This is a genomic window from Spirosoma lituiforme (assembly GCF_054776635.1).
In genome coordinates this window covers 49,012-71,677 of sequence record NZ_BAAHBO010000007.1, presented here as the reverse complement: position 1 = coordinate 71,677, position 22,666 = coordinate 49,012, and the positions used below count along the sequence as shown (strand labels likewise).

Here is a 22,666-nt window from a genome sequence, read left to right as displayed (position 1 = left end):
AAGCGAAACAGGGACGTTGCCTAATCCTGGACCGATGTGAAATGAATTTGGTTCCTCTATGGGTTACCGGGTTAGTTCTGGAGAATGCCCACCGACGCGAAATCAGCTTTCCTCAAAATGGTAACCTTGCTGTTTAAACTTGTGGAATAGAGGAAAGATCTAGACGGTTGTGTACTGGGAAATGACAAAGAGAAGTGGGGTATAAGTCGCTTTGTTTTAATGAGTTTACCTGACAAAAGCTACATGAGTAAAGCTAGAATGGGCCAGGCGAATGGAGGAAAATAGCGACAAGGATAATCGAGTTACTATCGAAGTGGTAACCATGTTACCTTCAGGTAAGTTCCGAACGAATGGGAAGGTAAAAAAATAATATTTGCCAAAACGGTTTTATCGGGATTAAAAAATTCTGTTATACCCATTAATCATTGGCTAACAACAATAGAGTATAGACTTTTTGCCGATAAGTACTGTTAGGCTTTACTTGGCCCGGATTGCAATTACGGGGTCGAGACGGGCGGCCGAGAAGGCGGGAATAATACCGGACAGGATGCCGATCACACTCGAAACTCCCAGCCCCAGCGTGATATTGGCCGCCGTCAGCTGGAGGGTCAGGCTACCCAGACTCATGAACGTGAGCAGGTAAACCAGCAGGATGCCGACCAGCCCGCCGACAAGGCTTAACAGAATGGCCTCGAACAGAAACTGAAACAGAATCACGTAATTCTTGGCGCCCAGCGATTTCTGAATGCCGATAATATTCGTTCGTTCTTTTACGCTGACGAACATAATGTTAGCGATGCCGAAGCCGCCGATCAGGATCGAGAAGCCACCAATGACCCAACCCGCCAGGGTAAGCACCACAAAAATACCGCTGATGGCCTGGGCGGCCGCTTCGGGGCGGTTGATGGCAAAATTGTCGTCCTGCAAAGGGCGCACTCCCCGGCGGGTACGCAGGAGTCCACGCACTTCGCTCTCCAGCTCGAGCAACCCCTCGTCGGAATCATACCCTTTTATGGCAATGTCGATACTCGGGTTGATCGAGTGAAACATTTTGGCGAAAGCGCCGTAGGGAATCAGGCATTTGATGTCGGGGTTACCGCCCACGTTGATGAGACTCTCGCCTTTTTTACTTTGTACGCCAATAACCGTAAAATTCAGGCCGCTGATCTTGAATGTTTTGCCGATCGGATCCTGGTTAGGAAAAACGTTTTCGGCGACATCGGAGCCAATAATGGCCACGTTTCGCGACACATCGATTTCCTGTTGGGTGAAATACCGCCCCTGTTCAATAGGAACATCAGATATGATGTTGTAGTCGAGGGTAGTGCCCTGAATAAGCGCCGACATGCTGTTGTTGTTGTTCTTGATGGTTACCCGATTTTTAAAGTCCATGGCCACAATGGCCTGAGCGTTTTCGAGTTTCTCCTGCAAAAACTTGTATTCCTTATAGGTCGGCTCCGGGCGCTGAAAGTATTTCCACCACTGATATTCGCCACTCCCAAACGACCAGGGCCATTTCTGAACATAAACCACCTTATCACCAATAAATGACAGACTTTCCTTGATGTTTCGTTCCAGCGAATCAACCAGCGTAAACACCGCGATAATGGCAAAAATACCAATGGTTACGCCCAGCAGCGAGAGCATAGTACGCAGCAGATTCGACCGGAGCGCCTGCCACGCAAATCGAAAACTTTCAAAGGTCTGACGAAGGAACTTCACGCGGATTGAAAAAGCGAAAGGGTGAAAGAAGCAAAGCGCGTTGTATCCGAACGACTTCACCAACGGAAAGTACGATATGGGCGAGTATCCACCAAACCATTTCGGACAAGCGTAACCCCCGGGCGGATAAATGGCTGATTTGGGTATCAGTCGGATAACGTTATTTTTGTAAATTACTGTACAACCGCAACCTGAACACGCTATGCACAAATGTGTCGCTCCTTACGCCCTATGGCTTCTCCTGGCAATAGCGGTCGCTGCCTGTAAAACTCAATCGCCGGTTACATCAACCACTGATAAGAAGGTAGCCCAGAGCCAGGGGGTTTATCAGTACCGCGACGAAGACCCTACCGTTAAACCGTTTTTCTCGGATCGGGTGGGGGTTATCGGGCGAAATGGGATGGTAGCATCGGCCCACCCGGAGGCCTCCCAGGTTGGACTTGCCATATTGCAGGCTGGTGGCAACGCTGTTGATGCTGCCGTGGCGGTACAGTTTGCGCTGGCTGTCGTTTACCCCGGAGCGGGCAACATTGGCGGGGGCGGCTTTATGGTATACCGCGAAAGCGCCGGCAAATCCTACTCGCTGGATTACCGGGAGAAAGCACCCGGACGAGCTACCCCGAACATGTACCTCGATTCGGCAGGTAACGTTCGGCCGGGTCTTAGCATCAGCGGTCATTTGGCAAGTGGTGTACCTGGTTCAGTCGATGGGATGGCCGAAGCACACAAGCGCTTTGGTAAATTATCGTGGGCGCAGGTGCTGCAACCCGCCGTCGATCTGGCCCGGAAAGGATTCGCGCTCACCGAACGGGATGCCACTGGTCTGAACCGGATCAAAGGCGATCTGACGACGATCAATCCGGGCAAAGCCTATTTTTTGAGGAATACTGCAGTTACGGACACCGTTAGCTGGCACAAGGGTGATTTGCTGGTGCAGGCCGATCTGGCGCAAACCCTGCAACGGATTCAGACGCAGGGTCGGGCCGGATTTTACGAAGGGGAAACCGCGCGTTTGCTGGCCGACGAAATGGTGCGTGGTAAGGGCTTGATCACCGAAGACGACCTGAAAAATTACCACTCTGTCTGGCGCGATCCTATTCAGGCGACCTACAAGAATTACAACGTAATCACAATGCCGCCCACCTCCAGCGGAGGCATTGCCCTGGTGCAGATGATGCGCTTTACGGAGCCGTTTCCGCTGCGCAAATGGGGATGGAATCGCGATAGTACGGTGCAGGTCATGATAGAAGCCGAACGGCGCGTGTATGCCGACCGGGCCAAGTTCCTGGGCGATCCTGATTTTGTGAAGGTCCCTGCTACGCAACTGATGAGCCCGGACTACCTGCGTACCCGCTGGACAGATTTCTCCTGGGCGAAAGCAACTGATAGCCGGGCCGTTCGGGGCGGCTCCATTCCCGGCTACGAAAGTCTGGAAACAACCCATTTCTCGGTGGTGGATAAAGACGGCAATGCGGTGAGTATCACGACGACCCTTAACGGCGGATACGGCAGCCGTGTCGTGGTTGGCGGGGCGGGTTTCTTTATGAACAACGAGATGGACGATTTCAGCGTGAAGCCGGGTGCGCCTAACATGTATGGGTTGATTGGCAATCAGGCTAATGCCATTGCGCCTAATAAACGAATGCTATCGTCCATGACACCAACGATTCTGGAGAAAGACGGAAAACTGTTTATGGTGGTTGGCACCCCTGGCGGATCAACCATTATGACATCGGTGTACCAGACCATTCTGAACGTGATCGAACACGGTATGACCATGCAGCAGTCGGTCAATGCCCTGAAGTTCCACCACCAGTGGCTTCCCGATAAAACAATATTCGAGAACGGGGCTTTCTCCGACGCTACTATAGACGCGCTGAAAAGCCGGGGTTATGTGCTGGAAAAACTGACGAACACCCTGGGCCGGATGGATTGCGTCTTGATTCGACCCGATGGCTCTTATGAGGGAGCATCCGATCCGCGGGCCGATAATACCGCCCGTGGCTATTGAGTTGCCCACGCTGGCTTAGTTTCTTTATTAGTAAAATAAGCCGCGCAGGTTGATTCCTGCGCGGCTTGTCTGTGTACTTACTACGATATATTTTTTGATATATTTTGTCGCTAAAAATTACGCTAGTTTGATTAGTGTTGATGCTTGATTTCTCATTTCGTACTTGTCTAAATAGTATTTAGTATACAGACTTTCCGATACCGAAAAAATGAAGGTAATGGGGTACTAAAAAACGATATAAAGATGTAGGCAAGATTTAACGTTTAGATTGAGTCAATAAGCTGACGTTATATAGTTGTAGTGAGAAATGGAGACATAAACTGGTTTAGTATTTCGAGCATAAAGCATATTGAATAAGCTATTGGAATACAAAAAAATAAATCATAAATAACTGGTAATGTATCGGTTATATCTAAGGAGTATCAGTTGTGTATGTTCAAGAAGGTAACAGAGTAGCCGTTGTGGTTGACAAAAATAACGTGTCCTGTTGGTGATCGTTAACTAGATCGTCACCGGTAATTTTAGTATATAAAGGAGGTTAAATGCTCATCGGGTATATATATGTTGCGCAAATACTTAATTAGAAAAGATAAATTTATTCAACAGACTTGTCGTAACTTTATAGAACTAATGTCTCCCTATACATTATGAAGAATTCTTACGACAAGTTAAAAATTAAAGCCAATTTCAAACGAGCGAAAGTATTGATCGTTGAGGATAGTGATGATCACTGGCTATTGATCGAACGTGCCATGCAGGAATGTCTTCCAGAGATAACTCCTGTCCGGGCCGTATCTTCGCAACAGGCACTGGTACTCCTGCATGAGTGGCAGCATCAGGAATGGGAAATCCCTAAGTTAATTATACAGGATTTGTATTTGCCCAGTCGTGCTGCTGGCTGGCAACTACTCAGGCAGATCAAACAGATGCCTGTTCCTTTCTGTCAGGTTCCGGTTATTATGCTAAGCTGGTCCGATGATTGCAACGACATCATAGAGGCCTATACCATTGGCGCTGCTTCTTATCTGGTAAAACCAGTAACGTTTGCGGAATGGCTCGATTATTTTCACGAATTGCGTACCTACTGGTGGGAAACAGTGAGTTTGCTTCCCTTGCAATACATCTTATAACGTACGATCTACCAAAACCGGTTTGCGTTTATACATAACCGTTCCGAAAAATCATTGCTGAAACATAGCCAGTCAATCCGCAGTTGTTGGTGCAGACACTGGCTACTAAAGGAAGTGAAAGAGCGGATTGTTGCCGAAGCAAGGCATTTATTTAATCAACTCGGCGTGCGTACCGTTCGCCTGGACGATGTTGCCTACCAACTGGGTATTTCCAAGAAAACGCTCTATCAACATTTTCACGATAAAGAAGAACTCGTCAGGCTGGTACTGGAAACACAACTGGACGAGAATTTACGGGAAGCCGAGGCCATTCATACATTGGCTTCGAATCCGATTGTTGGTGCCCTGCGCATCTGGGACCGGCTTGTTGCGTACCGCCAAACGACCAATCCGAACCTGCTACGCGATATAGAACGCCATTACCCAACTGTCTGGAGTATGTTTGAGCTATTCCGGATAACGTACATCAACACAATCCTGGCGACTAATATTCGCAGGGGTATAGAGCAGGGATTGTACCGCTCCGATGTCGATGAGCCCGCTCTGGCCTGGCTATGGGTTACCCAAAGTCAGTGGGAAATTCCGTATCCAGATGCTGAAACGACAATAAAGCACCACTTTGTCCGTGGTCTGTTAACCCAAGAAGGACTGGCTTTCTATGACGCTAATGGGTTCCGTTGACGTAGTCACCAAAACCGGTCAATTGCGTCTAGCCAGACTGACCGGTTTTGGTGACTACCCTATTTTTTTAGACGATACCAGGCCGAGCCATACCCCGTTAGGCTGACCGGAAGAGTCCCGTCATCGCCAATCGTATTCGTCGTAGCATCGAACAAGTTAGTCACCATAAGGCCAGTTTTGATGGTGCTCTTCAACTGACATTGCTGTGGCTTTGCACTAAAATTATAGACGGTCACCAGGGAGCGGCCCTGCCAGTCGTATTGAATGGCCAGTACCTGCTCGGAGCCGGTGTCGATGATTTTTCCGTTAGCCCATCCAATTTCGGGACATTGTTTTCGTATACGGGCAAGCCGCATTACCTGATTCAGAATAGAGGATGAATCGAGACGTTGAGTGGCTACATTCACCGTTTTGTAGCTATAAGGTCCCTGACTGATGATGGGCCGAACTGTTCTGGCCGCGGTTGAAAAACCAGCATTGATTTCCGCCGACCATTGCATCGGTGTCCGAACCGACAGTCGCTCTTTCAGACTCAAATCATCGCCCATCCCGATTTCTTCACCGTATCGAATAACGGGCATCCCCGGTAGGGAGAAAAGCACACTGTACGCTAGGTTAACCAGACGCTGATCGCCCAGCATGGGGGCCAACCGGCGACGAATGCCCCGGTCATAGAGTTGCATTGTTGTGTCGGGGCCAAACTTGGCATACACGGCATTTCGTTCGGTATCGCTTAGCCGGCCCAGATCGATTTCATCGTGATTCCGCAGAAAGTTAGCCCACTGAGCCGTAGGCGGAATGTCCTTTGTCGCATTCAGGGCTTCTTTCAGGGATTTTGTTTCGCCGGTAGCCAGGGCGTAGAACAAATGCTGATTAACGAAAAAGTTGAACATCGTTTGCATGCCCTGCCCTTCGTTTCCAAAATAAGGCTCCTGTTCTTTCGGGTCAACGTTGGCTTCGCCCAGCAGGATAGCATCGCGCTTGTGCCATTGAATGTACTGGTGCAATTGCGTGATCATGTCAAACTGATGGTCGGGTTTTTCGGGGTCAAAATCCGCGTTGGCTACCTCAATCAGAAACGGAACCGCATCAACCCGAAAACCGGCTACCCCTTTTTCGAGCCAGTACCGAACAATTTTACGCATTTCCTGCTGTACCGCCGGGTTCTGCATGTTCAGGTCTGGCTGGCTTTCGTAAAAGCGGTGGTAATAGTATTCACCCGCCTGTTTGTCCAGCGTCCAGATGTCTTTCTGGACACCCGGAAACACCATGCCTTTGTCCCATTTCTTCGGACGTTCCTTTGCCCATACATACCACGACCGGTAGGGTGAATCCTGGCGCTGACGAGCCTGCTGAAACCAGGGGTGCTGATCGGACGTATGGTTCGTCACCAGATCCATCATAACCCGAATGCCCCGTTGGCTGGCCTGGCGAATGCATTCGTCAAAATCCTGACTGGTGCCCAGTCGCTTATCAATGCCGTAAAAGTCCGATATATCGTACCCGTCGTCTTCGTTTGGGCTGGGTTGGAAAGGGGCCAGCCAGATGGTTTCCACACCCAATGTTTTGAGGTAATCCAACTGTTGGGTCAATCCCTTAAAATCACCGATACCATCCTGATCGGAGTCTTTGAACACCTCCACATCGACGCTGTAGACAAGGCCATTTTTGTACCAAAGTTCTTCGATGAAATCGGTTGGACGCGGGGTCGCAGGTGTTTCGGTTGTTTCTGTTTTTGTCGTGCTGGTGTGGCAGGCCGCAAGCATACCGACAAGGAAAACAAGAATGAGTTGTTTCATGAAAATAGGAGGATGGTTCTATACGTAGACTAACTGGTTTGGAAGCCATCCTGTTGATTGTTTACTCATTTCCCGATTGTCTGGCTCACGAGATTTCTCGCTTTTTGCACGGGCGGACCGGTCGGGATGATAAACGCAGCATTTAAGCCCCCGGAAAACAAGCCTCAACAACCCCTTTGCGAACTTTCCGGAATGGTTATATGAATAAAGGTAGATTTTCCCCCGATGCTTAATCAATTCTGTTGTACGCAGAGTTGACAGGAGATGAAGAAGGAAACTATCTGGCTGGAAGACTGGCAACGGATACTGTTTGGCGATGCTCCCGTCGAATTCATGCTGGAGGTCCTGATCCGCACATCGCTGATTTATCTGGTACTGCTGGTCATCATGCGGTTGTTAGGCAAACGCATGAACGGGCAGCTTACCAACCTCGAACTGGCCGTTATGCTCACCATGGGAGCGATTATGGCCCCGGGTATGCAGATTCCTGACCGGGGGCTGTTGCCAGCGGTGCTGGCGCTGGTTTGCGCGCTCGCTTTTCTGAGAGGAACAGGCTGGCTGGGGTTCAAAAGCAGTAAAATCGAAAAGCTGATCCACGGAACAGAAACTGTTCTGGTGAAGGATGGCATCATTCAACTAGAGCAGCTGAGATCAAACCGGCTTTCGCATCAACAGATTTTTGCCGCGTTGCGGAGCGAGAACGTGTATAATCTGGGGCAGGTGAAACGGCTGTATTTGGAGGCTTACGGAGAGTTTAGCATTTACGAAAATGAGCAGACTAAACCCGGCTTGTCGGTGTTGCCTCCGGCAGATGAGGAAGTACACAGCATTCATGAGCGTGCCGAAGACACGCCACTCGCCTGCACGAATTGCGGGAACACCGTTCCTGCCCTGCCAAAACCGGACCCTTGTGCCGTTTGCCAGGCTACTAACTGGATAGAAGCGATTCGCTGAACGTGTTATGAAAAAAGACGCCATTCATATTGCCGACTGGCAACGGATTCTTTTCGGAGAAGTGCCGGGGAGTTTTTACGTTGAAATACTGATCCGGGCCGCCGTTGTTTATCTCATACTGGTGGTGTCGATGCGCCTGATGGGGCGCCGGATGTCATCGCAGCTGAGTCGGAACGAAATGGCCGCGATGGTCTCGATGGCAGCCGCTATCGGAGTTCCTATTCTGGATGCCAGCCGAGGGCTACTTCCTGCCATGATCATTGCGCTGGTGGTGGTCTGTACGCAACGAATCGTGTCGTACTGGGCATCCAGAAATGAGGCATTTGAAGGTATTTCCCAGGACATAAACAGTACGCTGGTTGAGAACTCGGTTATTCAACTGGCCGCGATGAAAGACGCCCGAATGACCCGTGAATTGCTTTTCGCCGAGCTTCGGTCAAGCGGACTGATTCATCTGGGTCACGTAAAACGGCTGTACATTGAAGCAAACGGGGAATTTACGCTCATTAAAGAGTCGGCACCCAAGCCGGGCCTTTCGCTACTGCCCGAATGGGATACTGACTTCATTGAGGAACAGGAAAAAGCCCCTGACCAGTGTGTCTGTTACCGATGCGGAAACCGCCAGCCGGAAGCTGGTCCGAAAACAGATGCCTGTACGAACTGCGGACGAACTCATTGGGTTCCGGCGCTTACGTAGCCAGCCTGACCAGAATACCTTCATCCCCACCCAGACTGACAGTTTCACCAATCGAGAGGCCTTCCCACTCGGGCAGGGTCGCGATTTCGACGACGCCCCGGATGGAACGATCGGTTAAGGTAAGGTAACCGGGACTATGGCTGAGGTTCAGCACAATCAGGAACCGGGGTGCGCTCTCTGCCTGTCGGATATAGGCAATAAGCTGCGCATCCGAATAAACGGGCCTGTAATCCCCCACGTTTAGCGAGGGCTCCTGTTGCCGTAGGTTGATCAACCGTTTGTAGAACGTAAGCATCGAATACGGATCTGCCTGCTGTTGGCCGACGTTTTGGCGGGCAAAATCACGGGCCAGCCTGAGCCAGGGCTTCCCCTCTGTGAAACCGGCGTTGGGTTCATGGCTCCACTGCATCGGTGTTCGTTCGGGGTCGCGGCTCAGGTTCTTCTCCGGCATATTCAGGCCTTGCGGGTCCTGTACCTCATCGAACGGAATCGCGACATCCCGCATCCCAATTTCATCGCCGTAATACAGCGTAGGTGTGCCCCGAAGCGTTAGCAATAGCAGGGCGGCTATTCGTGCCTGTTCGGCACCCACGCGGCTGGCAATGCGGGGCCGGTCGTGGTTGCCCAGTACCCAGTTGGGCCACCCCTGGCCGGGTAGCGCCTGTTCGTATTCATCGATGGCCGTGGCAATCTGGTGAGCATCCCAAGGCAAAAGCAATAGCTGAAAGTTGAACGGCAAATGGGCTTCGTTACCGTCAACGCCGTAATAGGTCATTAGCTGCTGAACGGGCAGGTAAATTTCGCCGATGAGTAGCCGATCCTCATACGCATCGACGAGCTGGCGCATCTGTCGGATCAGGTCATGAACATCCGGCTGATCGGTAGAGTAAACAGGTAGCAACTGATCGTACGTAGCCATATGTGGCTGATAATCGGGGTTGACGGGGTTATCGCGCAGTTGTTCATCTTTGATGAGGTGCCAGATAACATCGACCCGAAAACCATCGACGCCCTTATCCAGCCAGAAACGCATGGCCGTAAACATAGCCTCCTGTACGGCTGGATTACGCCAGTTCAGGTCGGGCTGTTCTTTCAGGAAACCGTGGTAGTAGTATTGTTGAGTTGGTTCGTCCCATTCCCAGCCACTGCCTCCGAATGCGCTAAGCCAGTTGTTCGGGGGCGATCCATCCGGCAGGGCGTCGTGCCACATGTACCAGTCTCGTTTGGGATTACCCCGCGAGGAACGGGATTCCAGAAACCAGGGGTGCTGACTGGAGGTATGGTTGGGTACGAAATCGAGAATCAGTTTCATGCCCCGGTTATGGACTTCGGTCAGTAAGTCGTCGAAATCGGCCAGCGAACCGAAAAGTGGATCGACTGCCTGGTAATCAGAAATATCATAGCCAAAATCAGCCATGGGCGACGGGAAGATCGGCGATAGCCAGACGGCGGTAACGCCCAGTGACTGCACATAATCGAGTCGGGTTATAATTCCGGGAATATCACCGACGCCATCGCCTTTACTATCCTGAAAGGAACGGGGGTAAATCTGGTAAATGATGCCTGCCTGCCACCACAGGTGTTTATGCGTTCGGTCGGTCATGCGCTGGGACTTGTAACAGCCTGATTTTGTTGACTATAAAAATGGATATACTATACCTGATTCGCCAGCAGGGCGGTCTGTGAAGACACGGACTATGGAAGTAGTACATAGACTACGGCCGTATTGACTACCCTATCTCTAAATGGTCAGCAGCGTGAGCCAGGCTTCTTTGACTTTGTTTTCGGTCAGGAGCTTTTTCGCACTCAGGTGGAGCAGATCGGGTAGGTACTGGCAACCATGGCGGGCTTCGTTGATCAGCTCCGTCAATGCGCCGGACTCCCGATAGGCCTTCACCTCATCGGCCGTGGGCAAGGCCCGGAAGCTGCCGAGTTTTCCCAGGTCATTACCGGATAAGATGGCACTGTTTCGAACGTCGGCGGGGAGCTGATCGACCCCAATCCCGACTTGCGGGCGGGCTACTTCAAACAGCGCATCGCCGTGAGCGCGGCAATACCAGTCGCCCCCCATACGGCCAATGAGGTCCAGTTGGTGCGGATCAATCGCTCCGTTTACGTCGAAAATAGTGTCGTGGAAATGGCCCATCACCACCTCGCAGATGACCAGGCTGCCCGCGCCGGGGCCATCGCCCGTATGAACAATTTGCTTCACCACACACTCAAACGCAGCCGGTGATTCGGCCACGCGGGGTGGGCGTATCCGATCCGACGAAAGGGCGGTAAACCCTGCTTTATCGAACTCATCAATACCCTGGTCAAACTCGGCACTGGCCAGCGACATTTGCTCAACCATCGCATAGGTAACGATATTGATCACCACTTCACCTACGTCTTCCAGGTTCAGGAGCGTATGCTTTTTGTGGCCATGTCGATTACGGCTCGGGGCGAACACCAGCGTGGGTGGATTGTAGCCAAAGACGTTGAAGAAGCTGAAGGGGCTTAAGTTAACGACTCCGTTGGCCGCTACCGTACTGGCAAAGGCAATGGGTCTTGGGCCAATGGTTCCGATCATGAATCGGTAAAATTCATTAGGTTGCAGATCGGCTGGATTGATTGTTTTCATAATTGACTAATTGCTGTTACAGCGCTCAAATCGGCCAGGTAACCGTGTTGAAAACCCCGGCCCCGTGAGGCTATTGTATCGCCATTGGCCAGAAATGTCCGGGATGATGCGTGAGACAACTGGGGCGGGCGTTCTTCCTGCCAGCTTTGTTCGAGCAGCGATCCGTAGTTGCCGGGCATTGGCGCAGGCTATGGCTCTATACATAATAAAAGTAGTCTTTAGTATGTTTGCCTACTCGCACGAATAGCGAACTGACTTGTTGGTAATGATAGCCTAATCGGTCTACATTCGCTACTGGTTCCCGTTATAATGCATGGCATCAAGCCGGTTCACACACCCATGAAAAGCCTGATTCTTCTTCTTTATCTGACAACATCAACGCTCTACGCCCAGACCCAGCTGTTTGTCGCGCCATCGGGCAGCAACTCGAATCCGGGTACGCTTGCCCGTCCACTGGCGAGCCTGGAAAAGGCGCTGACAAAAGTGAAATCGGCCCCCTCCGATAGGGTTCATATCTATTTACGGAAGGGCATTTATTACCTACCCAAAACGGTTCATATCGACCCACAGATTACGCAGGGAAAGAGCCTGACCATCAGTAATTACCAAACTGAAACGGCCCAGTTGAGTGGCGGAAGACGGTTGCAGCTGCGCTGGAAAAAGAATCCGAATGGTATCTGGACTGCCCTCGTTACCGGGCCTGCTTTCGAACAGGTGTTTGTCAACGGCCAGAAACAGATATTGGCCCGCTACCCAAATTATGATGCCAAAGCGCGTGTCTACAACGGTACGGCCGCCGATGCACTGAGCGACGAACGCATTAGCCGCTGGAAGTCGCCCAGAGGGGGTTATGTGCACGCCTTGCACAACGGCGAGTGGGGTGATTTTCATTACCGGATAGTGGGGAAAGAAGCTGGTCAGCTGAAACTGGAAGGCGGCTGGCAGAACAACCGCCCGGCCCCTATGCACCCGAAAGAACGCTTTGTCGAAAACATAGCCGAAGAGCTGGATGCGCCGGGCGAGTGGTACTACAACCGAACGACCCATGTCCTGTCGCTCATGCCACCACCGGGCGTTAATCTGGCAACCGCCCGCATCGACGTGTCACGCCTGAAAGGGTTGATTGACTTGAAAGGAAGCCCGACTGTACCGCTCAAAAACGTGCACATCCACAGCATTCGGTTTGTTAATGCCGAGCGAACATTCATGGAGACTAATGAGCCACTTTTACGCAGCGACTGGATGATTTACCGGGGCGCAGCCGCCTTTCTGGAGAACACCGAAAACTGCCAGTTCACTAATTGTGAATTTACGGAGCTGGGTGGTAACGCCCTGTTTATGAGTGGCTACAATCGAAAATCTGTGGTGAAGGGGTCTTATTTTCACGCCATCGGTGCGAGTGCTATTTGTTTCGTAGGCGACTCGTCGGCGGTTCGGTCGCCTGCTTTTCGGTACGAGGCCTTTGTGCCCTATGCCCGGCAGGATCGGCAGGCAGGTCCCAAAAATGCGGCTTATCCGGCTCAGTGCGTGGCGGAGGATAATCTGATTCATCACATCGGGCAGCTCGAAAAGCAGGCGGCCGGGGTTGAGATTTCGATGGCGGCCGGTATCGTCGTGCGACATAATTCCATTTATCAGGTGCCCCGGGCCGGAATAAATATCAGCGAGGGTACCTGGGGCGGGCACCTGCTGGAGTACAATGATGTATTTGATACCGTTCTCGAAACGGGCGACCACGGCTCGTTTAACTCGTGGGGGCGTGACCGGTTCTGGCATCCTGACCGGGCCACAATGGATAGCCTGGTGGCGGCTCATCCTGAGCAGATTGACCTGGATGCCAGAACGACAACGATCATCCGGAATAACCGGTTTCGCTGCGATCATGGCTGGGATATTGACCTGGATGATGGCAGCAGTAATTACTTTATTACGAACAACGTTTGCCTAAACGGCGGCCTCAAGTTTCGGGAAGGATTCAACCGGGTAGCAGAAAATAACATTCTGGTGAATAACTCATTTCACCCGCATGTGTGGTTTAAGAGTAGTGGCGATGTGTTTCGGCGGAATATCGTTATGCGACCCTACGCGCCAATTGGTATCACAGAGTGGGGGAAGGAGGTAGATTTTAATTTATTTCCTGATCAGGCGGCCTTACTGAACGCGCAGAAAAATGGTACTGACGCGCATAGTCTGGCGGGTGATCCGCAATTTATGAATGCGGCCAAGGGCGATTATCGGGTGATGCCCGACAGTCCCGCGCTGAACATTGGCTTTCAGAATTTTGTGATGAATCAGTTTGGTGTCCAACGGCCTGCCTTGCGCTTCATTGCCGAAACGCCCAAGTTACCTATACTGCTCACGGCGCAACAGAACGAAATTGTCAGCGAAATGGTCTGGCTCGGTGCCACCATTCGCAATGTGAAGGGCTTGGGCGACCGGTCAGCTTTCGGCCTTCCCGACGAAACGGGTGTCGTTGTTGTGAGTATCCCGAAAGAGAGTTTACTGGCCAATTCGGGGCTACAGAAAGGAGATGTGATCAGAACGGCCAACAACGAAGAGGTACCGACTATTGGCCGGTTGATGGCTATTCAGCAGCAGATAAACTGGACAGGACGCCTGCCCGTGACCATTATGCGAAATCAACAGGCTGTGGGCTTGACGTTACCCCTGAAGTAACCCTTTGCCAACCGTTTTTATGCACTGACATTGTTGTAAATCGAGTCCATGATCCGGACAAAATGCTGGTAGTCATCGTCGCTCAGGTCGCCCCAGCCTTTGCGTCGCATGGCCGATACGATGGGCAGCACTTCGGCATATTTCGATTCGCCGGCTGCGGTCAGGTAAACCAGAAACTTACGCCGGTCGGTATCGGCCAGGCGCCGTTCCGTTAAGCCTTTCTGACTGAGCAGGTCGATAATGCGCGTAACCGTTGGGGCATCTTTAGTGGTCATGTCTGAAATCGTATTCTGACTGATGCCCGGATTGCGATACAAGTGATCAATGATTACCCACTGATCGACGGTTAGGTCGAAACCTGCATCGGTGAATTGCTTTTGCAGCGCATTCCGAATTTTTTTGATCGTCGTATCAATCTTGAAAAAATAAGCACGCGTATCGGATGGGTGGGTCATTGGCCGTAATCAAAATCGGTTAGCAGAATGCAACGGGGGCAACTGACAAAAATAACCAATCTAACTAACTAATAAGCTTTCTGACGTTTCTTCGATTTGTGTCACGGATTGATACCGTTGCTCGTGGAAGTTGATAATGAAGGATTGTCTTCGGAAACGGTTAATGACTTAGGGTAGTTTCAGCAATGGCTTCTTCACGATCGACCAGAACGCCGAGCGGCCATCAGGTCAGGCAAATTGTGTATGGTGTTTGAATGAAATCGGGCCGGGTGTCCGATAAAAAGGCATGGCTTAATAACCATTTTTCCTGACCAGCTAGTTAACTGCATAGATTACGTCGGGTTAGCTACTCGACGAATTTGCTTTATTTTCTAACACAATTCTTGTTTAGCAAGTAATAACAGGGGCAACTTTGGCAAATTGTATATGGCTTGGATTCGATTTCGTTATCGGGAGTACAAAAGGATAAACAGACCTAAAGATTACATTAAATAGAAAAGCACACAGCCTTTTTCTAATTTTGGCGGGCAACATATGCTGCCATAAACCATTGATAACTGTTTAACGCGCCGGCCTTCCGGTGATAACTGAAATGCAACCTACCCTTCTGATTCTGGCGGCCGGTATGGGCAGCCGCTACGGTGGTATCAAACAACTCGACCAATTCGGGCCGAATGGCGAGACGATTATAGATTATTCACTTTTCGACGCTATACGAGCTGGTTTTGGAAAGGTTGTCTTTATCATACGCGAAGAACTTCGACAGGACTTTGAGGAAGTTTTTGCTGGTAAGCTGGCGGGAAAAATTGAGGTCGACTATGCTATTCAGGCGCTCGATTCGTTTGTGCCGGAAGAGCTGGGCGAGGTGAACCGGACGAAACCCTGGGGAACGGGTCATGCTATGCTATGCGCTAAAAACCATACCCAAACACCCTTCGCGGTTATCAACGCTGATGATTTTTACGGGCTCGAAGCGTTTCAACTGATCAGTAACTTTCTGACAACCGACACGGATGATATGCTGCATGCCATGGTGGGTTACGAAGTGAAAAACACCTTATCGGAGAACGGCTCGGTATCCAGAGGGGTTTGCGAAGTGGCCGAAAATGGCAACCTGGTATCGGTTATCGAGCGCACGAAAATCTATGAAGAGGAGAGCGGTTCGGAAGCCAAAAAGATTGTTTTCGAAGAGAACGGCAATTTGACGACGCTGGAGCCTAACACACCCGTATCCATGAACTTCTGGGGGTTCAAGCCAAGCGTATTTATGTTGGTGGAACACCAGTTCGAAAGTTATGCGTTTGCAAACATCAATTCTCCCAAAGCGGAATTTTACATTCCGACCGTTATGTCTAACCTGATCCAGACCGATACGGGCCACTGCAAGGTATTCCGCAGTCAGTCGGCTTGGTTTGGGGTAACCTATCCGGAAGATAAGCCCGTTGTTCAGGCTGCGCTAAAGCAACTGCACGACGATGGAGCCTACCCAACTAAACTGTGGTAAGTACTGACATAAGCTCATAGTCTAATGCTATTCCCGCATCACGTAAAGAGGCCCCGATAACGAATTATTGGGGCCTCTTTACGTGATGCGGGAATGTTATCTAGCTGTTGCGCTCCGGAACCTTCTCTATGATGCGTTCGGCTTCTTTTTGTAGCTGAGCGGCAATGCGGGCCGGATCGCCAACAGCGTTCTGAACAGAACCACGCCAGACTAATTTACGCGTGCGGGCATCAACCATATCAACAACCAGCGTACCGGCCTGATACTGCTGCTGGGTATACTGCTGACCGCCCCAGCCCCACCAACCGGGTCCCCAGCCACCATAGCCCCACCGGCCCCAGCCCATGTAAGGGCCATAAACCGGCGATGGAGTTGCTACCGTCTGCGTTTTGTTTTCGACGAAAAAATGATAGCCTATTAGTAGATCGGGCTTGGTTGTTGTCTCTTTAAAGCCTTTCTCCTGTAAGACGTTACTCATTGTATTTTCGACGTTTTCAGTGGCTATCTGGTTATAATACAATGGATTTTGTCCGGCTTTCACGTCACTGTCCATCCAGGTAAATGTTCGGTATTTACTGAAATCAGCTTTGCTATTCTGATCGACGGTAACTCGGGGGGCGCAACTGGACGTAAGTACTAAAAAAGTAAAAATGCTTAGTAAGCGATTCATAACGTAGCGTTGTTTGTTCACTCTACCTAACGCGTTTTCAAGTTGAAGGTTTGATTTTATGAGGAAATCGCTTACTGAAGAACGGGGTGTTTTTTATTCCATACGGTAGCATCCTGATAGGCTTTCGCTACGGCCAGCACCTTGCCTTCTTCGAACAATTGCCCCATAAAGGTGATGCTGGTGGGCAAGTTTTGCTTTGTAAAGCCGTTGGGTAATACTACGCACGGATGGCCTGTGAGGTTAGTCAGGGTGAGGTTTCCGCCCGCATAAGCGGGTGAGACGTACACATCGATCCTGGCCGCTTTCAATTGAGCCGCCATCTCATTGATGAGTTTGGTCCGGGCCCGGTTGGCCTGAATGTACTCGACCGCCGGAACAAAGCGTGCTGAACGAAACGCGTTTGGCCAGGCTCCTTTCCCCTGCCGTACCATCAGATCGTCGCGGCCCGAGCGGGTTAGTTCATCAAACGAGGCTGCGGCTTCAACGATCAAGAGAAACGATATTCTGCCCGCCGGTACGCTCGTCGGTAAATCGAACGGCACCAGGTCGGCCCCCAATTCACGGAGTGTCCGGAGGGTGAGTGAATCGTTTGCCCGGTTAGGGTAGTTGCTCTCAAAGGCTTTTTTGACGTAACCAACACGTACGCCCTTGAGCGTAGTGAGCGGAGCATAGTGGAACGGGGCCGCCATAACGGTAGGGTCATGGCCATCGGGTCCATAAATGGCGTTGAATACCAGCGCGCAATCCTCCACCGACCGGGTAATCGGACCAATCTTATCCATGCTCCAGCTCAGGGCCATGGCTCCGTGCCGACTCACCCGCCCGAAGGTCGGCCGTAAGCCGGTGGTCCCGCAAACAGTTGATGGTGAAACGATTGAGCCCAGGGTTTCGGTACCAATGGCGAAGGGCAATAGCCCCGCCGACACACTGGATGCGGACCCCGCCGATGAGCCGCTGGAGCCCGCCGTGGTACTCCAGGGGTTACGGGTCATACCCCCATACCAGACATCGCCCATGGCCAGAGCACCGAGGGTCATTTTACCACAGAGCACGGCCCCCGCTTTTTCGAGTCGCTGAATAACGGTTGCGTCGAGGTCGAGCGTCTGGTCTTTGTAGGGGGCGGCTCCCCAGGTTGTCTTGTAGCCCTTCTTTGCCAGCAGGTCTTTGGCTCCGTACGGGATGCCGTGGAGCGGGCCTCTGTATGTACCGGCTCTCAATTCATCATCGGCACGTTTGGCCTGACTTAGCGCTAAGTCCTCCGTCAATGTAATGACGCAGTGCAGGGTAGGGTCGTATGTTTTAAGGCGGTTCAGAAAAAATTTAGTGAGATCCACGGACGAAATCTGCTTCGTGCGGATCAACGTGCCTAACTGGCCAACGGTGTAATAAGCCAGTTCATCCCGATTGGCCGGTAGCGTGACGTTCCCGGATGAAGATGCTTTAAACGACGAGGGGCCGGTTGGCATACGAAAGCCTGCTGGAAGGGGATTGAAATACAGGGCGGGTGCTATATCGTTGGGCAGATCAATCTTGCGCAAAGCCTCGTAATTCGTGCGGGCACTGTTCAGATTGTCGAGCATTGAGTCGCGTTCCGCAGCCGTAAAGTCAAGATCAAATACCTTCGACGCTATGTCGACCATGTTAGCCGTGAGTGGCTTTTTAGAATCGTCGCTGGTAATCAATGCACCGAGTAGAAAGCTGCTGGTGCAGGCAGCAAGCAAGAGAAAGGTCCGTTTCATTCAATTTGGCTTATTGACAAAGAAATAGACCAAATTACGGCACAGATGATGTTAATTTGATACTTGTTGCGAAAAAAGATCGTGTAACCGAATTATCTGCGGTAATAGTAACTGGCTTTCATCGTTTTCGATTACATGATTCGCCAGCTGCGCGCGCTCGTCATCGCTGATCTGGCGATCAATGATCTGTTGAATTTCCGCTTCGGAGCGTTGAGGGTCGCGCTTGCGAATGCGCTCGATGCGAAGCGCAACGGGTGCCTGTATAACGATTACGCTGTCGAGTGAATTTCCGGAGCCGGCGGCTTTCATCAAGGCTGCTTCTTTGATAACGTAGGGTTTACCAACCTGTTCGTCCACCCAGGCCGCCGTATCGGCAAGCACGCGCGGGTGAATGACCGCATTGAGTGCTGCGAGCAAAGCCGGGTCGGCAAATACCTGTGAGGCTACCCACGCCCGATTGTAGCGCCCCACGGCGTCGTAAGCATTTGGGCCGAGAACCCGCTGGATGTCCGCTTTCAGGATTGGATCGTGTTCTGTCAGCCACTTGGCTCGTTCGTCGGCGACATAAACCGGGATGCCCAGAGCCGCAAACACAGCGCAAACGACACTTTTACCGGATCCGATACCACCCGTCACACCAATCTGGAGGGGAGTTTTCATGAAAAGTGAAAGAGCGAAAGAGAAAAAGAGCGATCTGTCTGCTGTGATCTGGCAAGCCACTCTTTCGCTCTTTTATTGAGGGGATAATAATTCGCCAACTTCGAAGCTAACGGCCACTCGATCGGCGCTGGTGCGCAGAAGGGGATGGCGCAACTGATTCAACGGAATCTCTTCGTCGTAATTGTCGGAAATCCGTTTGCGCGGAATCTTTACCCACAAGGTGTCGGGAAGGCCCCGGACCAGCTTGGCGGGCCCGTTGATTTCTATGGTGCGGGGTGTCATGTTAATAACGCTCGACACCATGTACCGGGGAGCCATGTTCAGATGCAGGCTGTCAGGAACCAGACGAATCGTTTTGGTCAAACGCCGGTCGAAACTCATCGCCAGTGTATCGGCTACAACGTAGTTGACATGCAGTTTTTTTACCTGTTCGGCCAGAGCCGCTGCCAGCGAGGCCGTATTGATGACGGTGGCCCGCAGAGGGTTCTCCACAAGGTAATCAACGGGATCAACCCGGAACGGCAACCACGAATGGCGCAACAGTCCCCAGCCATCGCTCGATACGTTGACCCGAACGGCGTGGGGGAGGGGCAACGTTGGAATGAACAGTGAATCGTCGTACACGAACCGGACGGGATACTCTACATTGAGCGTATAGCCCGGTTTGTTGAGGGCGTTCAGAAACCAGAACAGTGCGGCAGCACCCAGGCAAAGCAGGGCTTTCGTCGGTTGAAACGAGCGGACGTTTTGGGCGGTGTTCACAGGTTACTGCTTCTCAGCTTCAACCGGTTTTACTGTTGCCTCACGGGAGATGGAGCTTTTCTCAAACGTCATTTTAACGCCCCGGTCCACCTCAAGCGTAATCGTTGCCCCGTCTACCGAAGCAATACGGCCATGCAAGCCGCCAATTGTTACAACGCTGTCTCCTTTTTTGAGGTTTTCGACAAAGTTCTTCTGATCTTTCTGCTTTTTCTGCTGCGGACGGATCATGAAGAAATAAAATACACCAATGATGGCTACCCAAAGCAGCACGTTATAAATCATTGAGGTATTGGAGCCGGCTGCGGCCTGTAAGAGAATAGTCAGCATAAGTCAGGTAGTTTACGACGTTTTGGTAGTATCGCCCTTTGGTTTGACCAGGGCTTTGAATTGCAGGTCGGTCATGGCCGGTTCCGTATTGGCAAAGATGGTGATGGTTTTATTCTGTTCACCCATTTTGCCCCGGCTATTGAAGCGTACGCGCACCGACGATGTTGAGCCGGGTGCAACTGGCTCCCTGGGCCAATCAGGGGTAGTACATCCGCAGGATGCTGTGATGTTATTGATAATCAGCGGAAACTCCCCTGTATTGGTAAACGCAAAGTTGTGTTCAACGGTGTCGCCTTCGGTGAGTGTGCCAAAGTCGTGAATGCCTTTTTCCGCAAACGTGATTCTGGGCATCTTAGCCGAAGCCGTTTCTTTGGATTCCTGTCCCTGCTTCCGGTTATCGCAGCTGAACTGACCGAAACTGATGCCGGTTATGGCTACGGCCGCCAGCCAATGGTTTAGGTGCATTTTTGGTAGTCAGTTTGTAGTTTTTGATGGATGGTTTGTGGCGTATCGTCGTAACGACAGACCGCCACAAACTCTACACCTGAACCAAGATTAGGCGTTCTGCTGCTTGATCTGAGCCATTAACTTATCTACGTCTTCCAGCAGACGTTCGGCCTTTTCACGGGCATCATTAACAACACGCTGTCCTTCGTTCTTCGATGAATTTTCGGGTAATTCGACCGAGTTGCTCAACTCGTCGAGTAACTGATTAATCTGCTCTCTGTATTTCGACAACCGGAACGATAACCGATCCCGGGTAATCTTGCCCTTCTCGGGCGCATACAAGAAGCCAACAAGAGAACCGGCGGCAATACCGGTCAGCAAAAAGGTTAAATCACGTCCAGTTCTGCTCATTTTTCCAGAAGGTTTGTGGTTTTTGGTCTACGGTTTGTGATCTATGGCAGTCCGTCGCACGGTGGCTGACTCCCATAGACCTTAAACCAAAAACGTAATTATTTATTATCCAACAACCCGCGCCCGCTTTTACGCAGCCGTCCGGAGGCTACTAACTTCTCGGATAGGTTGTCGAGTATTCCATTGACAAATTTACCGCTTTTAGGCGTACTGTATGCTTTTGCCAACTCGATATATTCATTAATCGTTACTTTGACCGGAATGTTTGGGAAACTGAGCAACTCGCAAACGGCCAGTTTCAGAATGATTTTGTCGATAATGGCCACCCGTTCCACATCCCAGTTCTGGAGCTGATCGGCCAGCAATTGCTCGTAGTCTGAATCGTTCTCGATGGACTTCTCAAACAGGGTGTTGAGAAACAGTTCGTCTTCTTCCCAATCGTCGGTGAGTGGTTCGAGTTTGAGACCCGCTGGGCTCTGTGCCGACTTCAACGTCCGGATGGCTAGTCCCCGCACAACCTCGCTGTTTTCCGTCCAGCTCAGGTCTATCTCAGCCAGATAATCCCGGATAACCTCATGCTTGAAGATCAGGGTACGCAACACGTGCTGGACCAGGGCCTGATCTTCGTCGGCTGTATGCTTGCGTTGTTCGCAATAGGTACGGTACGCGTCGTCGGTTTTGAGCGCTTCACGAAGGGCTTTGCGAATAAATGGCTGATCGTCGACCCAGGAAATCCCGTGGCGAACGGCTTCGTTGGTAAGCGGCTGGTGTTCGGCCAGGGCTTTGATCACCTGGTTATCGCTTAAATTCGATTCAAATGGGAAGGGGGTCTCATCCACATCGCGGTACTGACGCTCACTATCCAGTTGAGCCGTATGACCGAGTTCGACGAGCAGCAGCATCACCCGCAAATAATCATCGTAGATGCCGTTGACCTGCTTGATCATCATCTGGGCAAGGTGCTGGCGATCTTTCCGGGTACGTATCTGATAGAAGACAAACCCGTCGTTGGCGGCCTTGAGCACATGGCGGGGTGCGTCGTCGTCCTGGGCAGATTGATTGGTTTTTACGGCCTCTTCGAACAGCAGACCGGCAAGTTTTCGGTAGCCTTCGAGTTGCCGCTTGTTCTGCGGCAGCATCGAATTCAGGTCGGGTTGGAAGAGGTCATTAATGCCGTCTATGGCTAGTTGTTGATTGGAAAATTCGGCCTGCCGAAGCGCGTACAACGCTTGCATGACCTTTATTCGGAGTAGTCGCCGATTGAGCATCCCGCCTAAGTCTAATTGCTACCAGTAAGAAAAGAACTTCTTGAATTGGGTGCAAAAGTATGACTTTTTTGGGGGAAAGGCAAGGGTCGCGGTAAAAAGTGGGTTAAGGTGAGGGGGTTATGAAAGCCGG

21 protein-coding genes are annotated in these 22,666 nt (G+C 51.3%); 7 read left to right on the top strand and 14 right to left on the bottom strand.

The window, feature by feature from the left end; all coding sequences use genetic code 11:
- Nucleotides 1-477: 477 nt before the first annotated feature.
- A complete protein-coding gene (locus ACYU87_RS21200; protein WP_461136104.1) occupies nt 478-1,722 on the bottom strand; it encodes an ABC transporter permease in 1,245 nt (414 codons plus the stop codon).
- A 202-nt stretch (nt 1,723-1,924) separates the two neighbouring features.
- Here ACYU87_RS21200 and ggt point away from each other — a divergent pair, with 202 nt between their 5' ends.
- The 3 genes from ggt (at nt 1,925) to ACYU87_RS21185 (ending at nt 5,544) form a co-directional block, all read left to right on the top strand.
- Entirely contained in the window at nt 1,925-3,733 is a 1,809-nt protein-coding gene (gene ggt / locus ACYU87_RS21195) for a gamma-glutamyltransferase (protein ID WP_461136103.1), read from the top strand.
- 647 nt (nt 3,734-4,380) lie between these two features.
- Complete coding sequence (locus tag ACYU87_RS21190) at nt 4,381-4,863, top strand: response regulator (protein ID WP_461136102.1); 483 nt, start codon at nt 4,381-4,383, stop codon at nt 4,861-4,863.
- Between the two features lie 114 nt (nt 4,864-4,977).
- The gene (locus tag ACYU87_RS21185; protein WP_461136101.1) at nt 4,978-5,544 is read left to right on the top strand and encodes a TetR/AcrR family transcriptional regulator; all 567 of its coding nucleotides are present in this window, start codon (nt 4,978-4,980) and stop codon (nt 5,542-5,544) included.
- 59 nt (nt 5,545-5,603) lie between these two features.
- Here the strand turns inward: ACYU87_RS21185 and ACYU87_RS21180 are convergent, their stop codons facing one another.
- Nucleotides 5,604-7,343 carry an alpha-amylase family protein gene (locus ACYU87_RS21180; RefSeq protein WP_461136100.1) on the bottom strand — a complete coding sequence of 580 codons (1,740 nt, stop codon included), beginning with the start codon at nt 7,341-7,343 and terminating at the stop codon, nt 5,604-5,606.
- Nucleotides 7,344-7,607: 264 nt separating this feature from the next.
- On the opposite strand from ACYU87_RS21180, the gene ACYU87_RS21175 reads away from it, so the two are divergent.
- Entirely contained in the window at nt 7,608-8,297 is a 690-nt protein-coding gene (locus ACYU87_RS21175; protein ID WP_461136099.1) for a DUF421 domain-containing protein, read from the top strand.
- A 7-nt stretch (nt 8,298-8,304) separates the two neighbouring features.
- Nucleotides 8,305-8,994, top strand: coding sequence for a DUF421 domain-containing protein (locus tag ACYU87_RS21170; RefSeq protein ID WP_461136098.1), 690 nt, complete (start codon nt 8,305-8,307; stop codon nt 8,992-8,994).
- Here ACYU87_RS21170 and ACYU87_RS21165 read toward each other — a convergent pair.
- The 3 genes from ACYU87_RS21165 to ACYU87_RS21155 form a co-directional block, all read right to left on the bottom strand.
- Nucleotides 8,987-10,597, bottom strand: coding sequence for an alpha-amylase family glycosyl hydrolase (locus tag ACYU87_RS21165; protein WP_461136097.1), 1,611 nt, complete (start codon nt 10,595-10,597; stop codon nt 8,987-8,989). The two genes, ACYU87_RS21170 and ACYU87_RS21165, sit on opposite strands and share 8 nt — an antisense overlap.
- Before the next feature lie 138 nt (nt 10,598-10,735).
- On the bottom strand, nt 10,736-11,617 hold the full coding sequence (locus ACYU87_RS21160; RefSeq protein ID WP_461136096.1) for a flavin reductase family protein: 882 nt from the start codon (nt 11,615-11,617) through the stop codon (nt 10,736-10,738).
- Nucleotides 11,614-11,796, bottom strand: a complete 183-nt coding sequence (locus ACYU87_RS21155) for a hypothetical protein (protein ID WP_461136095.1) — start codon at nt 11,794-11,796, stop codon at nt 11,614-11,616. The genes ACYU87_RS21160 and ACYU87_RS21155 overlap by 4 nt, the downstream gene beginning before the upstream one ends.
- Nucleotides 11,797-11,956: 160 nt before the next feature.
- On the opposite strand from ACYU87_RS21155, the gene ACYU87_RS21150 reads away from it, so the two are divergent.
- Nucleotides 11,957-14,293, top strand: a complete 2,337-nt coding sequence (locus ACYU87_RS21150; protein WP_461136094.1) for a right-handed parallel beta-helix repeat-containing protein — start codon at nt 11,957-11,959, stop codon at nt 14,291-14,293.
- 17 nt (nt 14,294-14,310) lie between these two features.
- On the opposite strand, the gene ACYU87_RS21145 is transcribed toward ACYU87_RS21150, so the two are convergent.
- Nucleotides 14,311-14,748, bottom strand: a complete 438-nt coding sequence (locus ACYU87_RS21145; protein ID WP_461136093.1) for a MarR family winged helix-turn-helix transcriptional regulator — start codon at nt 14,746-14,748, stop codon at nt 14,311-14,313.
- Between the two features lie 592 nt (nt 14,749-15,340).
- On the opposite strand from ACYU87_RS21145, the gene ACYU87_RS21140 reads away from it, so the two are divergent.
- Entirely contained in the window at nt 15,341-16,252 is a 912-nt protein-coding gene (locus ACYU87_RS21140; protein ID WP_461136092.1) for a nucleotidyltransferase family protein, read from the top strand.
- Between the two features lie 100 nt (nt 16,253-16,352).
- Here the strand turns inward: ACYU87_RS21140 and ACYU87_RS21135 are convergent, their stop codons facing one another.
- The 8 genes from ACYU87_RS21135 to nusB form a co-directional block, all read right to left on the bottom strand.
- Nucleotides 16,353-16,922 carry a DUF4136 domain-containing protein gene (locus ACYU87_RS21135; protein WP_461136091.1) on the bottom strand — a complete coding sequence of 190 codons (570 nt, stop codon included), beginning with the start codon at nt 16,920-16,922 and terminating at the stop codon, nt 16,353-16,355.
- 71 nt (nt 16,923-16,993) lie between these two features.
- Nucleotides 16,994-18,661, bottom strand: a complete 1,668-nt coding sequence (locus tag ACYU87_RS21130) for an amidase (RefSeq protein ID WP_461136090.1) — start codon at nt 18,659-18,661, stop codon at nt 16,994-16,996.
- A gap of 51 nt (nt 18,662-18,712) precedes the next feature.
- The gene (gene coaE, locus ACYU87_RS21125) at nt 18,713-19,321 is read right to left on the bottom strand and encodes a dephospho-CoA kinase (protein ID WP_461136089.1); all 609 of its coding nucleotides are present in this window, start codon (nt 19,319-19,321) and stop codon (nt 18,713-18,715) included.
- A gap of 72 nt (nt 19,322-19,393) precedes the next feature.
- Nucleotides 19,394-20,083 (bottom strand): hypothetical protein, encoded by a 690-nt coding sequence (locus tag ACYU87_RS21120; protein WP_461136088.1) that lies wholly within the window; start codon nt 20,081-20,083, stop codon nt 19,394-19,396.
- A gap of 3 nt (nt 20,084-20,086) precedes the next feature.
- Nucleotides 20,087-20,410 (bottom strand): preprotein translocase subunit YajC, encoded by a 324-nt coding sequence (yajC, locus tag ACYU87_RS21115; protein ID WP_461136087.1) that lies wholly within the window; start codon nt 20,408-20,410, stop codon nt 20,087-20,089.
- Nucleotides 20,411-20,422: 12 nt separating this feature from the next.
- Nucleotides 20,423-20,875 carry a DUF1573 domain-containing protein gene (locus tag ACYU87_RS21110; protein WP_461136086.1) on the bottom strand — a complete coding sequence of 151 codons (453 nt, stop codon included), beginning with the start codon at nt 20,873-20,875 and terminating at the stop codon, nt 20,423-20,425.
- Nucleotides 20,876-20,965: 90 nt separating this feature from the next.
- Complete coding sequence (locus ACYU87_RS21105) at nt 20,966-21,268, bottom strand: YtxH domain-containing protein (RefSeq protein WP_461136085.1); 303 nt, start codon at nt 21,266-21,268, stop codon at nt 20,966-20,968.
- 98 nt (nt 21,269-21,366) lie between these two features.
- Nucleotides 21,367-22,503 carry a transcription antitermination factor NusB gene (nusB, locus tag ACYU87_RS21100; protein ID WP_461136084.1) on the bottom strand — a complete coding sequence of 379 codons (1,137 nt, stop codon included), beginning with the start codon at nt 22,501-22,503 and terminating at the stop codon, nt 21,367-21,369.
- Nucleotides 22,504-22,666 lie beyond the last annotated feature (163 nt).

Bases quoted from the DNA above. Each gene is read 5' to 3' on its own strand.
- ACYU87_RS21160 (WP_461136096.1), bottom strand. From the start codon at position 11,617: ATGAAAACAATCAATCCAGCCGATCTGCAACCTAATGAATTTTACCGA.
- ACYU87_RS21145 (WP_461136093.1), bottom strand. From the start codon at position 14,748: ATGACCCACCCATCCGATACGCGTGCTTATTTTTTCAAGATTGATACG.
- ACYU87_RS21140 (WP_461136092.1), top strand. From the start codon at position 15,341: ATGCAACCTACCCTTCTGATTCTGGCGGCCGGTATGGGCAGCCGCTAC.
- ACYU87_RS21130 (WP_461136090.1), bottom strand. From the start codon at position 18,661: ATGAAACGGACCTTTCTCTTGCTTGCTGCCTGCACCAGCAGCTTTCTA.
- ACYU87_RS21135 (WP_461136091.1), bottom strand. From the start codon at position 16,922: ATGAATCGCTTACTAAGCATTTTTACTTTTTTAGTACTTACGTCCAGT.
- ACYU87_RS21170 (WP_461136098.1), top strand. From the start codon at position 8,305: ATGAAAAAAGACGCCATTCATATTGCCGACTGGCAACGGATTCTTTTC.
- ggt (WP_461136103.1), top strand. From the start codon at position 1,925: ATGCACAAATGTGTCGCTCCTTACGCCCTATGGCTTCTCCTGGCAATA.
- ACYU87_RS21105 (WP_461136085.1), bottom strand. From the start codon at position 21,268: ATGAGCAGAACTGGACGTGATTTAACCTTTTTGCTGACCGGTATTGCC.
- ACYU87_RS21175 (WP_461136099.1), top strand. From the start codon at position 7,608: ATGAAGAAGGAAACTATCTGGCTGGAAGACTGGCAACGGATACTGTTT.
- ACYU87_RS21110 (WP_461136086.1), bottom strand. From the start codon at position 20,875: ATGCACCTAAACCATTGGCTGGCGGCCGTAGCCATAACCGGCATCAGT.
- ACYU87_RS21155 (WP_461136095.1), bottom strand. From the start codon at position 11,796: ATGCCCGGCAACTACGGATCGCTGCTCGAACAAAGCTGGCAGGAAGAA.
- ACYU87_RS21180 (WP_461136100.1), bottom strand. From the start codon at position 7,343: ATGAAACAACTCATTCTTGTTTTCCTTGTCGGTATGCTTGCGGCCTGC.
- coaE (WP_461136089.1), bottom strand. From the start codon at position 19,321: ATGAAAACTCCCCTCCAGATTGGTGTGACGGGTGGTATCGGATCCGGT.
- ACYU87_RS21165 (WP_461136097.1), bottom strand. From the start codon at position 10,597: ATGACCGACCGAACGCATAAACACCTGTGGTGGCAGGCAGGCATCATT.
- yajC (WP_461136087.1), bottom strand. From the start codon at position 20,410: ATGCTGACTATTCTCTTACAGGCCGCAGCCGGCTCCAATACCTCAATG.
- ACYU87_RS21190 (WP_461136102.1), top strand. From the start codon at position 4,381: ATGAAGAATTCTTACGACAAGTTAAAAATTAAAGCCAATTTCAAACGA.
- ACYU87_RS21150 (WP_461136094.1), top strand. From the start codon at position 11,957: ATGAAAAGCCTGATTCTTCTTCTTTATCTGACAACATCAACGCTCTAC.
- nusB (WP_461136084.1), bottom strand. From the start codon at position 22,503: ATGCAAGCGTTGTACGCGCTTCGGCAGGCCGAATTTTCCAATCAACAA.